Here is a 16,531-nt window from a genome sequence, read left to right as displayed (position 1 = left end):
TGGGGATTGAAGATGCTGATACTGATGAAGATGTAATTTGGTTAAGTAATAAAATTGTGAATCTGCGCATATTTGATGATGAAAATAAAGTACCTAATATTTCCGTGAAAGATATAAATGGTGAAATTTTAATAGTAAGCCAGTTCACTTTACAGGCTTCCACAAAAAAAGGAAACCGCCCATCTTACATAAAAGCAAGTAAAGCTGAAATAGCAATACCTATCTATGAAAAATTAATTAAGCAATTAGAAAATGATTTCGGTAAAAAAATTGAGACAGGCGTGTTTGGAGCTGATATGAAAGTTGCATTGGTGAATGATGGACCGGTAACGATAATTATGGACAGCAAGAAAAAAGAGTAACAGCCACAAAAACACGAAAGCGCGACGAATACCTGGAAGTTTTATTCTTTACTTTGTGCCTCAGCCTATTTCTGGCAATAAAAATAATTTATGGATATAACAATTAAAGAAGCTCAGGCAAAAGTTGACCAATGGGTAAAATCTGTTGGCGTAAAATATTTCGGGGAGTTAACCAATCTCGGAATTTTGATGGAAGAAGTTGGTGAACTCTCAAGATTAATGGTTAGGATTTATGGTGAACAATCTTTTAAAGAAACTGATAAAAATAAAAAACTAAGTGATGAAATGGCTGATGTGCTCTGGGTTTTAATTTGCCTTGCCAACCAAACTGGCGTTGACCTGACTGAAGCGCTGCGGAAAAACTTTCATAAGAAAACTTTAAGGGACATGGAAAGACATAAACAGAATAAAAAATTAAAGTAACCTGCTCTTTTAGGGAGATTTAAAGTGCATACCTATCTTTGCCAACTTATGGCAAATGAACAAAACAATTTTAGTGAGATAATAGCGCATTGCAAAGAGTATGGATACATTTTTCCATCGAGTGAAATTTATGATGGATTAAGCGCCGTTTATGATTATGGCCAAAACGGTGCCCAGTTAAAAAAGAACATCCGTGATTATTGGTGGAAAAGCATGACCCAACTTCATGAAAATATTGTGGGCATAGACGCAGCAATATTCATGCATCCGCTTACATGGAAAGCAAGTGGCCACGTTGATAATTTCAGCGATCCAATGATTGATAATAAAGACAGCAAGAAGCGTTATCGCGTTGATCATCTCATAGAATCCCATGCAGAAAAGCTGGCATTCGAAGGAAAGAAAGAAGAAGAATTTGCATTATTAAAAAGCATGGATGAGTTAGTGGCTAAAGATGATTTTGCAGGCTTAAAAAATTTGATCGAGGAAAACAAAATAAAATGTGAAGTTAGCGGAACCGCCAACTGGACTGATATTCGACAATTCAACCTGATGTTTTCGACAGAGTTCGGCTCTACCGTATCTGCCAATGAAGAAGACAATAAAGTGTACCTGCGCCCCGAAACTGCCCAAGGCATTTTTGTTAATTTTTTAAATGTGCAAAAAACCGGAAGAATGAAAATTCCTTTTGGCATTGCACAAACCGGCAAAGCATTCCGCAATGAAATTGTAGCAAGACAATTTATTTTTCGCATGCGTGAATTTGAACAAATGGAGATGCAGTTCTTTATTCGCCCCGGTACGCAGATACAATGGTATAACTATTGGAAAGAAGAGAGAAGAAAATGGCACGAAAGCCTCGGCATACCTGCAGAAAAACTTCGTTTTCATGATCATATTAAGTTGGCCCATTATGCCGATGCGGCACTCGATATTGAATTCGAATTCCCCTTTGGCTGGAAAGAACTGGAAGGCATACACAGCCGCACTGATTTTGATTTAAAAAATCACCAACTCTACAGCAAAAAGAAAATGCAATATTATGATAATGACCTGGATGAAAATGGCAAACCAATTGGTAACTACATTCCTTACGTTGTAGAAACGTCCGTTGGTTTAGATCGTTTATTCTTAACCGTTATAAGCAATTCTTACGCTAATGAGAAATGGACGAAGGAAGATGGAACAGAAGATAGTCGTGTTGTGTTGAGAATTCCGGCAAAAATTGCGCCCTATAAATTGGCGATACTACCGCTGTTAAAAAAAGATGGCTTGCCGGACATTGCCAAACAATTAATGAGCGAATGCAAACAAAGCTTCCATACTTTTTATGAAGAAAAAGATAGCATTGGCAAGCGTTACCGGAGAATGGATGCAATCGGAACCCCATTTTGTGTAACGATTGATCACCAGACAAAAGAAGATAACACAGTCACCATTCGATATAGGGATACTATGCTGCAGGAAAGAATTGCTTTAGCCGATGTAAGAAAAATAATCAATGAAAATATAGAAAGATAAAGTTGGTTTTACCCGGATTTAACTCCTGCTCCTGATAACCGAAAATAAGTTACTGATGAATATTCCGATTCCCATTCCGCATACCAACAAGGTAACTATATGAATAGGTCTTATGCATTGGGAACCCGTTAACCTGGCGAAGTTCAGGAAAGAGATAGCTACAATAAATAATGAAATGGCCATCGCCCGTAAGTGGGGAGTTTTGTTGCCCATAAGTGTGTTGTTTTGGTATTAAATTAATGCGTGTGTTTTGAAAATATTTTTGATTAACCATACAGTTCAAGATGAACTGATTTTTTATCATACCCTAGTGCTGCAATATTTTTGCGGGCATCGTCAATCATCGCTTTCCATCCACATAAATAAAAAGAAGCTGGTTTCAGGTTCTGAATGTCCTCACATGCTTCGTTATTTTTTTTACATATTTCTTCATACAAGCTATGAACATAACCGGTATAGCCTTCGCCGGCATCCCATCCTTCCCGGCTTAGCGTTGGCATGTAAGTAAAAGTTGTTAATCTTTTCTCCAGCGCTTTCATCTCTTCATGATATAAAAGATCCCTTTTGGTACGACATCCAAATATGAGGTACAAATTTTTATGGGAAATATTATGCAATTGGATATAATTAAGCATACTTCTGAAAGGTGCAATGCCTGTACCCGTGCATATAAAAAATAAATCTTTCTCAATATGCACAGGCAATGTAAAATGGCCCTGGGGGCCTCTTAATGTAACTTCGCTTCCAACCCTTACTTCATTAAACAAATAATTAGTGCCTGCGCCGCCCTCTAATAAAACAATTAATAATTCAAATACATTAGTTCCATCCGGCCAACTCGCTATGGAATAACTACGCCATCTCTTATTAACATGCTCGTGAATAGGAAGATCGAACGTTACAAATTGGCCCGGTTTAAAATCGAAAGACTCCAGTTCATCAACTTTAATAAAAAAACGTTTCGTGTTATAAGTTTCGTCCTCAATTCGTATAACCGTTCCCGTACGCCAGGGTTGCAGTGCCATAAACAGATAAATTTCGGGTAAAATACAAATGAAATTTCTAATTGAAAAATTTACATTTTATTATTCATTATAATGATGTTATATATTGCCTCTTAGTTGGGTAAAGATGAAAATACACTTACCTTCGTTGCGGTGATAAAAGCTGTTGAATGAACCTGGATGTGTTGATGAATTTGTACGAAAAAGATTCCCGCATTTTTACAATTGTGGATAAAATACTATTGTCCAAACCTCAGCACCTGCACCTTCCGGGACTTAGTGGCAGCGCCCCACAATTCATAGTCTCTTCGGTTTTCAATCATTCTCTTAGCTCGCAACTCAATCATCTTGTAATTCTGAGAGATGCAGAAGAAGCAGCCTATTTTCATAATACAATTGAAAATATTACAAAGGCGCTAGATGTTTTTTATTTCCCTTCATCATTTAAGAATAAGAAAAATTACAGCATTCTTAACAGCAGCCATGTGATGTTAAGAACTGAGGCATTGACTAAACTATCTGCTGGCGGAAATCGCAAAATTATTGTTACCTATCCTGAAGCTATTTTTGAAAAGGTGGTCTTATCAAAAACGCTTTCAGAAAATATCATTTCATTTAAACAAGGCGAAACAATAAATGTAGATGCATTGCTTGCACGATTCGTTGATTATGGTTTTGACCGCACCGATTTTGTATACGAACCCGGCCAATTTGCGGTTCGCGGAGGCATACTTGATATTTATTCGTATGGCAACGAAAAGCCTTACCGCATTGAGCTTTTCGGCAATGATATCGATAGTATTAGGATTTTTGATCCTGAAACGCAATTGAGTGAAAGGAAACTGCTACAGGTAAATATTATTCCCAACGTTGAAACTCAATTTGCAACCGGTGAAAAGGTTTCGCTTCTAAATTTTCTAAATGAAAATACAGTCACGTGGATGGAAGATTGGGAATTTATTAAAGAGATAATTGAAGAACAGATCGGCGATGTTCAATTATTTATTGATAGTTTAAAGAGCGACATAACAAAAAAGATAGAAGATACCGAAGATGAGCTAAATCAGAAAAAAGATATTTCGGTAAATGATTTTGTAAATGCTTCAGTGTTGGAAGAGCAAATAAAACAGAGACACGTTATTGAGATCGGTACTAAATCCTATTTCCTAAAAAATAATACACCTCAATATGCAGATGCGACAGCTGTAAATTTCAATACAGCACCGCAACCGGCATTCAACAGGAATTTTAATTTGCTAATTGACAATCTGAAAAATTATGAACTAAAAAAATACAGTATCTACATCTTCGCAGACAATCCGAAACAGTTAGAAAGATTACATACTATTTTCAGAGACCTTAATGCTGAAATTAATTTTACGCCCATTCCCACGTCTATACATGAAGGTTATATTGATAATGATTTGAAAATTATTTGCTATACGGATCACCAGATATTTCAACGTTATCATAAATACAGGGTAAGGCAGGCTTTTAGCAAAAACAAAGCGCTTACTTTGAAAACGTTGCGGGAACTCCAGCCCGGCGATTATGTAACACATATTGATCATGGTGTTGGCGTTTACAGTGGCTTACAGAAGATTGAAGCAAATGGAAGAGTGCAGGAAGCGGTAAGAATTGTTTATAAGGATAATGATCTTTTATATGTGAATATCTCATCTCTTCATAAAATAAGTAAATACAGCGGTAAAGAGGGGACGGTGCCAAAAATGAATAAACTGGGTAGTGATGTATGGAATAAGCTTAAAGACAAAACTAAGAAGCAGGTAAAAGATATCGCCACTGATCTTATTAAATTATATGCGCAAAGAAAAAGTTTAAAAGGCTTCTCTCATTCGCCCGATAATTATATGCAGACTGAACTGGAAGCATCATTTGTTTACGAAGACACGCCTGATCAAAATAAAGCAGTTACCGATGTAAAAAATGACATGGAAAAGCCTTCGCCGATGGACAGGCTCGTGTGCGGCGATGTAGGCTTTGGCAAGACAGAAGTAGCCATACGTGCTGCTTTCAAAACTTGCCTTGACGGGAAACAGGCCGCGGTATTGGTTCCTACAACAATTCTTGCCTACCAGCATTATAAAACTTTCAGTGAGCGTTTAAAAGATTTTCCCGTAACGGTAGACTATATCAACCGTTTTAAATCTTCAAAAGAAAAAAAAGAAACTTTACAGAAAGTACATGAAGGTAAAATCGATATCATAATCGGAACTCATGCTTTACTAGGAAAAGAAGTAAAGTTTAAAGATCTCGGTTTAATGGTAATTGATGAAGAACAAAAATTTGGCGTATCTGCAAAAGAGAAATTAAAACAAATAAGAACAACGGTTGATTCGCTAACACTAACGGCAACGCCTATACCAAGAACGCTCCAGTTTAGTTTAATGGGCGCAAGAGATTTGAGCATCATAAACACACCACCACCAAACCGCCAGCCTATTCAAACTGAAGTACATGTTTTTAATGAAGATTTTATTAGAGATGCCATCTATTATGAATCAGAGAGAGGCGGCCAGGTTTTCTTCATTCATAATCGTGTACATGGGCTAAGCGAGATGCGTGCCTTGCTGCAAGGATTGTGTCCCGACCTTAGTATTGCTTTTGCACATGGACAAATGGAAGGTGACAAACTTGAAGAAACCATTCTTGATTTTATGGACCGGAAATATGATGTGCTGGTATGTACCAACATTATTGAAAGTGGCGTTGATATCCCCAATGTAAATACGATAATTGTAAACAATGCGCACCAATTTGGATTAAGTGATTTGCACCAGTTAAGAGGCCGTGTTGGCAGAAGCAATAAAAAAGCATTTTGTTATTTATTGGCGCCGCCAATGAGCACCTTACCTGCGGATAGCCGTAAACGTTTGACTACACTTGAACAATACAGCGACCTGGGAAGTGGCTTCCAGATTGCGATGCGTGACCTTGATATACGTGGAGCCGGAAATTTACTCGGGGGCGAACAAAGTGGTTTTATTGCAGAGATCGGCTTTGAAATGTACCAGAAAATTTTGGATGAAGCGATTCGTGAATTGAAAAGAAAAGAATTTAAAGAATTGTTTAAAGAAGAAATACAAAAGCAGGATGATTATGTTTCTGATTGTACAATAGATACTGACCTGGAAATATTAATTCCCGATGAATATGTTGAAAGTATTACGGAAAGATTGAGTCTTTATTCAAGACTTGACAATTGTGAAAACGAAAAAGAACTTTCCGATTTTCATAAAGAAATGATCGACAGGTTTGGCGCTATTCCACCGCAGGTGGAAGATCTTTTTACAACAGTACGTTGCAGAAAACTGGCAGTTGATCTAGGTTTTGAAAAGATGATCTTAAAAGATAATACCTTAAAATGCTTCTTTGTGGCCAATGCGGATTCACCTTACTTCAATAGTGAAACTTTCACGAAGATTTTAAATTTTATTCAAACCCAAACCAATAAAGCAAGATTAAAACAGGTTGGCAGAAATGGAATTTTATTTGTAAAGGATATTCATAGTATGAAGGCTATGTATGATTTTTTGAAGAAGATGCATAAGGCCGCTACTCCGAAAGAAGTATTGCTGCAAAATTCATGAATTCGGCCGGGGTCAAGTCTTCATTTACTCCCATAAATAAAAATAGCGACATAGTATTACCATATCGCTCGAAATTTTTTATTGAAGTTTTACCAACCCTGTTTAGCAACGCCGTCTTTTACAGCCTGTAGCGCATTAGCTTCGCTTAGCATAGTTGTCATTTTGTTTCCCTTGCCATCGTCGCCCTGGGCCATATATCCACCTCTAGAAGTTTTTGTTATTACTGCATTCTGCATAGGAACGTTTTTCTCTTTGGTTTTCATGCAATAGGCTGTTATCATTTTTGACATTTTGATTGGGTTTATAGTTAATAAAGTTGGTTTATAGCCAATTGTCAGTTGACAGTAAGTGCCAAATTTAGTTATTTATGGGTATTTTATAGTATATATTTCCTCACAGGCGTTTTTTAGTTGTTGAAAGAGTTCTTAATTTTTTTAAGATTAAATTTCAAATTATACTTTAAATACATCTCATAGGAGTACTCGAGACCTGTTCCGCTTGAAATATGTTCGATAAAATCTTTATAGGGTATAATCCTGAAATCAAAATTTACATTTTTAAAAATTTCCTTATCATAAATAAAACTGGCTATTAAAAGTTCACGATGTTTTTCAACAAGTCCGGGATATTTTTCGGAAACAGATTGGAACAAAGCCATTCCCCTGGGCGCAATATATCCTTGGCCATTCCAATATCTCAAATCAATTCCCACGTTCTTAAAAGCAAATAAGAGGTGAGACAAAAAACCATTTCCTTCATTGAAAGCCTGGCGTTTATCACCCGAAATGTCTTTATAATTTACGTAGTAATTATCGAACACTATCTTCTGTAATAATTTATGATTTACTTTATATGTAAGCGACGCACCCACAGCACTATTAACGATAGACTGCAGTGGTACGTTGGACAGCGAATCATATTGACCCCCTTTATGAGTATATAAGAGTTGGAGAGGAATTGCCACATTAATTTTCTGATTATCTATAATATTAATCTTCGAGACATATCCAATATCAAATTGTTCTTTAAACGGATCCCCAGGGTGTATCGCTACTCTCCAGTTAATAAAAAAATCATGAGTATACGGCTTTGTATCCACTTTAAATTGAAATCCGTTTTCGAGCCGTTCGTTTATTATTAATTTGTAATCATAAATAGGTTCAATATATTGATGGTTATTGTTCCCTTCCAGCGTGCCCAAAATAAATGATGAATGTTTTGCTCTGTACTTTATAGAAAAAGTCGGATCTACGGTGGTATAATGTGGCCTGCCGAATTCCTTTTGAAGATATAAACCTCCTTTAATAATAAGCTTCGGTGAAATTTGATATTCTATCTCGGGAATAATTTGATATCCAAACAAAGTTCCGCTTAAAGGAATATTGCCAAACCATTCTGTATTATTTATATAATTTAAATTGTATAGATTAAACGATAATTGTTGGCTGTCGGCGGCTATAACGGGTATTTCGCTTTTGAATGTGGGATAGTCAATTTGTGCCGTAGCACTTATTGTTGTCATCAATAATAAGAACGATAATATTTTTCCGGTAAGAGATTTCATGAATTGAATTATATGTCAAATGGTTTGAGGATGCAATATTACGCCTATGCGTTTAAAAAAGAACTTACTATGTTTAATAAAGGAGGTTAGTAAGAAAGTTTACAATACAGTGAAATAAAAAAGCCTTGTCATGGTATTGAGAAGGCTTTATAAATACATTGTCAGCATTAAAATTTATACATCTAATCTTGCATATTTGGCATGCGTCTCAATAAATTCCCTGCGTGGCGGAACTTCATCTCCCATGAGCATACTAAACACACGGTCAGCTTCCACCGCACTATCAATAGTTACCAACTTTAACGTTCTTGTATCAGGATTCATTGTTGTTTCCCAAAGCTGTTCGGAGTTCATTTCACCAAGACCTTTATAGCGTTGTATATGAACAGCATCCTCTTTACCTTCGGCAACTTTTTGAATCCACGCCTTCCGGTCTTCATCGTTCCATGCATAAGATTGTTCTTTGCCCTTCTTCAATAAATACAACGGAGGCTGCGCTATATAAACATATCCCTGTTCAACCAATTCCTTCATATATCTAAAAACGAACGTCAATATAAGTGTTGCAATGTGGCTACCATCCACATCAGCATCCGTCATAATTATCAGTTTATGATAGCGAAGCTTTGTTATATCTAAAGCCTTGGGATCATCAACAGTGCCCACTTTTACACCAAGCGCCGTAAACATATTTCTTATTTCCTCATTGTCGTAAATACGATGTTCCATCGCTTTTTCAACATTCAAAATTTTGCCACGCAGCGGAAGTATTGCCTGGAAACTTCTATCCCGCCCCTGTTTGGCAGTTCCACCCGCAGAATCTCCTTCCACTAAAAATATTTCGCACCGGAAAGGATCCTTATCGCTGCAATCAGCAAGTTTGCCGGGCAATCCGCCCCCCGTTAGTACGCTTTTACGCTGAACCATTTCGCGGGCCTTTTTTGCAGCAGCTCTTGCTTGTGCTGCTAAAATAACTTTTTGAATAATTGTTTTGGCATCTCTTGGATTTTCTTCCAGGTAAGCAACCAACACACGACTTAGTGTTGAATCCACTATACCCATCACCTCGTTGTTACCCAACTTGGTTTTGGTTTGCCCTTCAAACTGGGGCTCGGGAACTTTTACTGAAATAACTGCGGTTAGCCCTTCCCGAAAGTCATCGCCTTCGATAACAACTTTTGCTTTTTCAAACATACCTTCCTTCTCTCCATAACTTTTAAACACACGGGTTATAGACCTTCGGAAGCCCGAAACATGCGTTCCGCCCTCAATGGTGTTAATGTTATTTACATAACTAAAGAGATGCTCCTGGTAACCTGTATTGTAAATCATGGCCACTTCCACTACAACATTATTAACTTCATCATGGCCGTCGCAATAAATTATGTTAGGAAGTAACGCCTGGCGGCTGCCATTTTTGTCAATTAATTCAACAAACTCAACAATTCCTCCTTCACTGTAAAAAGTTTTGGAATACGTTTTTCCGTCATCATCTTTTTCCCGCAGGTCATTTAATACGATACGGATTTTTTTATTTAAAAATGCGAGTTCTCTTAATCGACCTTCAAGTATTTCTCTATTGTAATCGGAAACTATAAAAATTGAAGTATCTGGCCAAAATTGAATTTCAGTTCCGGTTGTATTACTTTCTCCAATTTCACGAACTTTATATTGTGGAATTCCCTTTGCATATTCCTGCTCAAATATTTTCCCGTCACGGTTTACCGCTACATGAAATTTAGTACTTAAAGCATTTACGCAACTTACGCCCACACCGTGCAAACCGCCACTTACTTTATAAGTATTCTTATCAAATTTTCCTCCTGCATGAAGCACAGTCATCACAACCTCAAGAGCGCTTCTCTTTTCCTTCGTCATTATACCTGTTGGTATACCGCGGCCATCGTCTTTCACCGTTATGGAATTATCTTCGTTAATGGTAACGACAATGTTTTTACAGTAACCTGCCAAAGCCTCATCAATAGAGTTATCTACCACTTCGTATACCAGGTGATGAAGACCTTTATTACCAACGTCGCCAATATACATCGCAGGCCGTTTTCTTACTGCCTCAAGACCTTCCAGAACCTGGATACTATCTGCACCATAACCATCTAATTTGGGGGTAATTACTTCTGCTGTTTCTGCTGTCATAAAAAGGGATAAAATTCGCTGTTAAAGCTTTAAAATTATAATCGTGCAAAGGTACGAATAATGTGCCTAATATGCGAATAAAATAGCCAATAAAATAGCATTTTGGGGTTATTTTTAAGTAATGTGGATAACTAAAAAATACGGCCGAAAATTGCGACTGAAATTCTACAATTTAAGGTCAGGAAATGCATATCGATATCTTCGTTATCTTTGCAATCTTTTAAAATGGAACCAATTCAAAATATATTATCGGTAGCACTTAATCGTCCCTTGATGCATGAGGAAATGGAATTGGTGCATCGCAAGGTTCAAAAGATTCCCGGAACAGTTCAATATGTGATTAATCGTTACCGGAAATTGCCTCAGCATAATTTTGAAGATACTGGTGTACTGGTGTATCATTATAAATCAGAAGACACAAAACAAGGCAGCCTGGAACTAGTCTTTTGTGCTACAGGAAACCGTTATTGCAGGCAAAAAGATTCCGAATGCAATTTTTGCAAAAATGCGCAATCTGAGCGCTGCCAGGAAATAATTGACACCGTTGATGTTGCCAGTTTTCGATTTAATTCAGATCACCTTTCACAATTTGTAAAAAGTATAAAAACTAACTCATTTTCTGAAAGCATTTTAAATTTTAGTCACACTACATCATTTTCAAAATCTTTGCCTCTTTGCAGCAGAACAAAAAGTGTGCTTGATGCTTTATTGAATCATACCTATTCAGAAAGCATGGAGAATATTTTTATTAATGCGCAAACACAAATGCTATTGTTATATAGCATGGAATGTATGGCCGGTGATAGCGAAGAAACTTTTAGCTGTAAATTTTTGGCCAATGATGCAGACAGAGAGAAAATTGCATTGGCCCGTAAAATATTACTGGAGCATATTAGTGAGCCCTTGACTATAAAGGAACTCAGCCGCAAAGCTGCCATCAATGAATGTTATTTAAAGAAAGGCTTTAAAGAAATGTATGGTACCACCATATTCGATTTTTTTCAAAGTCAGCGCATGGAACACGCCAAATATCTTTTGTATGAAAAAGAGCTAAGTGTTACCGATGTTTCTGCATTACTGGGCTATTCTTCTATCTCCCATTTTTCTACCGCTTTTAAAAAACATACCGGCTTAAAACCTTGTGAATTGTTGTTTCACTAACGTCAGTTGGGTTTCTAATCTTTCCTGAATTTTTTATAAATTTTTATTGCGAGCAAAAGTAACAATGTTACTATGGCCAATACGCCAAGGCCCCAAGCCAAACTGAGTAATTCTTTTACTACGGCAAGCATAACTATGGCAATTAGAAAAAGCGTTGCAACTTCATTCCACATTCTTAATCTCTGCGATGTCCATTTAAAATTTTCTTCTTGTTGCTGGCTAAAGATTGATTGAAGGCTCAACTGATATATAAATAGACCCAAGACAAAAATTAGTTTCACGAGGAGCCACGTGGGTAAACTTCCGTATAAGATGCCAATCCAGGTTCCAAAAATTAATGTGAGAATTGCCGAAGGCCATGTAATGCCATACCAAAGCCTCTTCTGCATCAATCCAAATTGCTTGAGCAGAATAGACCTTTCAGGCTCAGATTTGTCGTTTGCTTCTGCACTATAAACAAAAAGTCGTACCATATAAAAAAGCCCCGCAAACCAGGTGACTATAAAAATTATATGGAGGGCTTTAATGTAGAAATAAGTCATTGTTGAGTTTTATTTGTCATCGGATGTTACATATTTAGCAACTGACTTCACCCACAAAGGATTTACATTGAGACAGGGAATCATAGTATACGATTCTCCGCCGGCCTTCATAAATTCTTCTTTGCCTCTTATGTTTATTTCTTCTAATGTTTCCAGGCAATCGCTGACAAAAGCCGGGCAAAGAATTAATAACTTTTTGATTCCTTCAGCTGGCAACTCCTGTAATCTTATGTCAGTAAAGGGTGTAAGCCATCCTTTTCCCAGTCGGGATTGAAATGAAATACTGAATTTATCTTTTGGTATGCCTAAAATTTCAGTTACTCTTTTTGTGGTTGTAAAAACCTGGTGGCGGTAACAATAAGCATGTGCTGTGGATGGCACGTCGCAACAATTTTCAGTTTGCAGGCAATGACAACCCGTTACATCACTTTTGCGTATATGCCTTTCCGGTATGCCATGGTAACTAAATAGTATCTGGTCGTATGGCTGGTTTAAAAAAGGTTTTATATTTTCAGCTAATGCATTTAAATAATCTGGCTCATCATAAAAAGGTTCTACAAAAGAAAGTCTAAAGGAATATTTTTTCTTCTTATGAATTTCTTTAGCATATTCTACTGCCGTTTCATAACTGGACATAGCATAGTGAGGATAGAGCGGTAGTGCTACAACTTCTTTTATCGACGGGTCTCTTTTTAATAAAGCATCAAAACCTTCTTCAGGTCCCGGATTCCCATAGCGCATGGCAATTTCTACAGGTTCATCAATTTCCTTTTCCAAAGCTGCTTTTAATTGTCTTGTTGTTTCAACTAAAGGAGAACCTTTGTCTGTCCAGATAGCCTTGTAAGCTTCGGCAGATTTCGGCGCACGGAAAGGAACAATAATTCCTTTAACTAATAGGGCCCTAAATATCCAGGATTTATCAATCACCCTTTCGTCCATCAAAAACTCGTCGAGATATTTTCGTAAATCTTTTACATCTGTAGAATCTGGAGAGCCCAAATTCATTAATAGAATTCCTCTTTTTACTGTCATTTTAAAAAAATATCCGCAAATGTAAGCCGGTTATCAGTAATTTAATCCCATTATAAATTTTGCGTTCCTCGCAACCACTTGCGATATATATTTCGATATATATTAATTGAGAGTTTTAATTTAGTACTAATAATATTTCAATCCATACTCAATTGAGCAACGTCATGTAGAAATCTGATAACGGTCATTTAAAAAAAAATTAGTTTTGATTTCCTTTGACACTTCATTAGAAAACAAAAACGGTCATTCGGCACCTCAGGAGTTTAATAAACGCATTATGACATTCATGTGACATTGCCGGATTTTTATAAAAATAAATTTGCAGACTTCATGATTATAGAGGAACCAGTACATCAATTTCTAGACAATTTCTGCGTAGCAGGTATTAATTATCGTAAAAGTGATATAAGCATTCGCGGTAAATTTTCATTATTGCCAGAGCACTCCGTTTTATTATTGAAAGAAGCCGTTCAAAAAAGATTTCCTGGTTGCATGGTTCTTTCTACCTGCAACAGAACAGAAATTTACGGGATTTGTGACCATCCTAATCAATTAATTGAAATGCTTTGCATTCACACGCATGGCAACATGAAAGATTTTGTTGAACATGGATATCAGTACAAGGGGCTTACAACAGTGGAGCATTTGTTTAAGGTAGCTGCCGGACTGGATTCACAGATAATTGGTGACTACGAAATTCTTTCGCAATTAAAGTTGGCAGCAAAAGTGTCTAAGGATAATAATTGCCTTAACAGTTTTATGGAAAGGGTCATTAACTATTCGCTTCAATCTTCTAAAGAAATAAAAACTACTACCAATTTAAGCTCTGGAACCGTATCAGTTTCCTATGCTGCAATTGAAATTATTAAAGAAAGAGTCTCAGATATCAGCACTAAAAAAATCCTGCTGGTTGGAGCGGGTAAATTTGGAAACCATATTGGCAAGAATCTTAAGAACTACTTATCAAATTCGTCACTTTTCTTTACAAACCGTACCGATAAAAAAGCACTTGAATTAGCACAAGAATGTGGTGCAGCGTTCGTGCCTTATAAAAATTTAGCTCACGCATGCGATGATGCTGATATCATTATAGTTAGTTCAGCGGCAGAAACATACAATATTCTTCCTTCGTTTTTTACGAATAGTAAATCAAGATTGATATTGGATCTTTCAGTGCCACAAAATGTTGATCCTACTGTTAAAAATTTAGCAGGAATACATCTTTTAAATGTAGATGAAATATCAGCCATACTTGACAAAACAATCTCTCTGCGCCAGGCCGAAATTCCCAAGGCAATGGAAGTTATTAAACGAACCATGTTGGATCTATGTAACTGGTATCGCAAACAGGGTATTAACCCCGCATTGCGCATAGTAAAATCGCAGCTCTACCAATTAAGCGAAATACATCTTACCAACGAAGCTTTTGAAGCCAAAATACATAAAGCCGTATCTTCGCTCGCGATACAATTGCACCAGCAAAACAATAAGGGTTGCCAGTGTATTACTGCTTTAAGCAGTTACCTTCACATGAATTGAAAAAGATTATTAAGATAGGAACACGTGAAAGCCAATTGGCTGTATGGCAAGCTACACTTGTGCAAAACCTGCTATCAAAAAATCAGGTTATTTCCGAATTGGTTTATATAAAAAGCGAAGGCGATATTGATACAATCACTCCTTTGTATGAAATAGGTGTACAGGGCATTTTTACAAAATCTCTCGATGCGGCATTATTAAATAATCGCATTGATATAGCCGTCCATTCTTTAAAAGATGTGCCGACTAGACTGGCAGAGGGAATTCAATTGGCTGCAGTTTTAAAGCGGGCCTCTTGTAAAGATATTTTTGTTTATAAAAATGATCATTCTTTTTTAGGAGATAATAATGGAAGTGCTATAATTGCTACCAGCAGTACACGACGCAAAGCGCAATGGTTAAACAAGTATCCCAATCACGTTTTTGAGAATCTGCGTGGAAACGTAAACACACGGTTAAGAAAAATAAATGAGCATAATTGGAATGGCGCCATCTTTGCCGCTGCCGGGCTTGAGCGTATTAATCTTCGTCCTTCAAATTCCATTGACCTGGATTGGATGTTGCCGGCACCAGCACAAGGTGCCATTGGCATTGTCTGCAGAACAGCAGATCAGTCATCCTTTGAGATATCTAATGCGTTGAATGATGAAACAACCGCTTTATGTGCAAAAATTGAAAGAGATTTTTTAAGGGCTTTGATGGGCGGATGCTCGACACCAATAAGCGCTTTGGCTACAGTTGAAAATGGAACTGTAAATTTTAAAGGCAATGTTTGCAGTCCCGATGGAAAACAAAAAATCGAAGTGGAAAAAACTACGTCTACACAAGGTAGTGATGTACTGGGGGAAGCCGCAGGTGCAGAACTATTGAAAAATAAAGAAGCAGAAAAAATAATATACAGGTTAAGGAATGCTGAAAAATAAAATTCAAATATTAAGCACCGGACCTGTTGCTGAAGAGCTCATTAAAGACGCAGCTGAGAATGACATTATTATTGATGAAATTTCTTTCATAACAACAGAAGATATCGGCGATGTAGAAATTGAAATGAAAATAAGAAAATTATCCAGTCAAAAAATAACGGCGGTTTTCACCAGTAGCAATTCTGTGAATGCAGTTGCTAAGTTTATTGAAGAGCGGATTTCATGGAAAGTATTTTGTGTTGGAAATACAACCAAAAGATTGGTGAAGAAATTTTTTGGAGAAGAGTCAATTGCGGGCTTTGCCGAAAATGCAGAAAGCTTATCAAAATTAATTCTTCGAAATTCATCAATACAAAATATTACTTTTTTTTGTGGCGATAAACGAAGGGATGATTTACCCGACAACCTCAATGGAGGTGGGATAAAGGTTAATGAGGTAGTAGTTTATAAAACGATTGAAACACCATCCGTTTTGGCGAAACAATATGATGGTATTTTATTCTTTAGCCCCAGTGCTGTGCAAAGTTTTTTTTCAAAAAATTCATTAAGCTACACAACAAAAATATTTGCAATCGGTGCCACAACTGCAAACGCAATAAAACCTTTTAGTCAACAGCCTGTTATCATTGCTGAAACCCCCGGAAAAAAAAAATTAGTACAACTTGCAATTAATCATTTCAGCAAAAGCAACATTA

Annotated in this window: 15 protein-coding genes; 9 read left to right on the top strand and 6 right to left on the bottom strand. The window is 36.8% G+C overall.

From position 1 onward, the window contains the following. The 4 genes from dtd to ACO1O5_RS18175 all read left to right on the top strand — a co-directional run. Positions 1–362 (top strand): D-aminoacyl-tRNA deacylase (gene dtd, locus ACO1O5_RS18190; protein WP_486272762.1); only part of this gene is annotated, 362 nt, incomplete at its 5' end. Positions 363–452: 90 nt separating this feature from the next. Then, a complete protein-coding gene (locus ACO1O5_RS18185; RefSeq protein ID WP_486272760.1) occupies positions 453–785 on the top strand; it encodes a nucleotide pyrophosphohydrolase in 333 nt (110 codons plus the stop codon). Positions 786–833: 48 nt separating this feature from the next. Then, positions 834–2,306 (top strand): glycine--tRNA ligase, encoded by a 1,473-nt coding sequence (locus ACO1O5_RS18180; RefSeq protein ID WP_486272758.1) that lies wholly within the window; start codon positions 834–836, stop codon positions 2,304–2,306. Positions 2,307–2,418: 112 nt separating this feature from the next. Continuing rightward, on the top strand, positions 2,419–2,541 hold the full coding sequence (locus ACO1O5_RS18175; RefSeq protein WP_486272756.1) for a hypothetical protein: 123 nt from the start codon (positions 2,419–2,421) through the stop codon (positions 2,539–2,541). Positions 2,542–2,572: 31 nt separating this feature from the next. Here the strand turns inward: ACO1O5_RS18175 and ACO1O5_RS18170 are convergent, their stop codons facing one another. Further along, positions 2,573–3,331 carry a ferredoxin--NADP reductase gene (locus tag ACO1O5_RS18170; protein ID WP_486272754.1) on the bottom strand — a complete coding sequence of 253 codons (759 nt, stop codon included), beginning with the start codon at positions 3,329–3,331 and terminating at the stop codon, positions 2,573–2,575. A gap of 149 nt (positions 3,332–3,480) precedes the next feature. Between ACO1O5_RS18170 and mfd the strand changes: the two genes are divergently transcribed. After that, positions 3,481–6,921, top strand: a complete 3,441-nt coding sequence (gene mfd / locus ACO1O5_RS18165) for a transcription-repair coupling factor (RefSeq protein WP_486272752.1) — start codon at positions 3,481–3,483, stop codon at positions 6,919–6,921. A gap of 89 nt (positions 6,922–7,010) precedes the next feature. Here the strand turns inward: mfd and ACO1O5_RS18160 are convergent, their stop codons facing one another. The 3 genes from ACO1O5_RS18160 to gyrB form a co-directional block, all read right to left on the bottom strand. Beyond that, entirely contained in the window at positions 7,011–7,211 is a 201-nt protein-coding gene (locus ACO1O5_RS18160) for a hypothetical protein (RefSeq protein WP_486272750.1), read from the bottom strand. Positions 7,212–7,327: 116 nt separating this feature from the next. After that, positions 7,328–8,485, bottom strand: a complete 1,158-nt coding sequence (locus ACO1O5_RS18155) for a hypothetical protein (protein ID WP_486272748.1) — start codon at positions 8,483–8,485, stop codon at positions 7,328–7,330. Between the two features lie 174 nt (positions 8,486–8,659). Next, positions 8,660–10,639 carry a DNA topoisomerase (ATP-hydrolyzing) subunit B gene (gene gyrB / locus ACO1O5_RS18150; RefSeq protein WP_486272746.1) on the bottom strand — a complete coding sequence of 660 codons (1,980 nt, stop codon included), beginning with the start codon at positions 10,637–10,639 and terminating at the stop codon, positions 8,660–8,662. Positions 10,640–10,864: 225 nt separating this feature from the next. On the opposite strand from gyrB, the gene ACO1O5_RS18145 reads away from it, so the two are divergent. After that, positions 10,865–11,800, top strand: coding sequence for a helix-turn-helix domain-containing protein (locus ACO1O5_RS18145; RefSeq protein ID WP_486272744.1), 936 nt, complete (start codon positions 10,865–10,867; stop codon positions 11,798–11,800). A 14-nt stretch (positions 11,801–11,814) separates the two neighbouring features. On the opposite strand, the gene ACO1O5_RS18140 is transcribed toward ACO1O5_RS18145, so the two are convergent. Then, positions 11,815–12,342: a CopD family protein gene (locus ACO1O5_RS18140; protein ID WP_486272742.1), complete on the bottom strand. Its 528-nt coding sequence runs from the start codon at positions 12,340–12,342 to the stop codon at positions 11,815–11,817. A 9-nt stretch (positions 12,343–12,351) separates the two neighbouring features. Then, the gene (hemH, locus tag ACO1O5_RS18135; protein ID WP_486272741.1) at positions 12,352–13,374 is read right to left on the bottom strand and encodes a ferrochelatase; all 1,023 of its coding nucleotides are present in this window, start codon (positions 13,372–13,374) and stop codon (positions 12,352–12,354) included. Positions 13,375–13,704: 330 nt separating this feature from the next. Between hemH and hemA the strand changes: the two genes are divergently transcribed. From hemA to ACO1O5_RS18120, 3 genes are all read left to right on the top strand, one after another. Next, the gene (hemA, locus tag ACO1O5_RS18130) at positions 13,705–14,913 is read left to right on the top strand and encodes a glutamyl-tRNA reductase (protein WP_486272739.1); all 1,209 of its coding nucleotides are present in this window, start codon (positions 13,705–13,707) and stop codon (positions 14,911–14,913) included. Then, positions 14,910–15,836 carry a hydroxymethylbilane synthase gene (gene hemC / locus ACO1O5_RS18125; protein WP_486272737.1) on the top strand — a complete coding sequence of 309 codons (927 nt, stop codon included), beginning with the start codon at positions 14,910–14,912 and terminating at the stop codon, positions 15,834–15,836. The genes hemA and hemC overlap by 4 nt, the downstream gene beginning before the upstream one ends. Then, positions 15,823–16,531 (top strand): uroporphyrinogen-III synthase (locus ACO1O5_RS18120; protein WP_486272735.1); only part of this gene is annotated, 709 nt, incomplete at its 3' end. The genes hemC and ACO1O5_RS18120, both read left to right, overlap by 14 nt.

It is taken from the genome of Ginsengibacter sp. (genome assembly GCF_057362405.1).
This window is presented reverse-complemented; position numbering and strand designations above follow the sequence as displayed.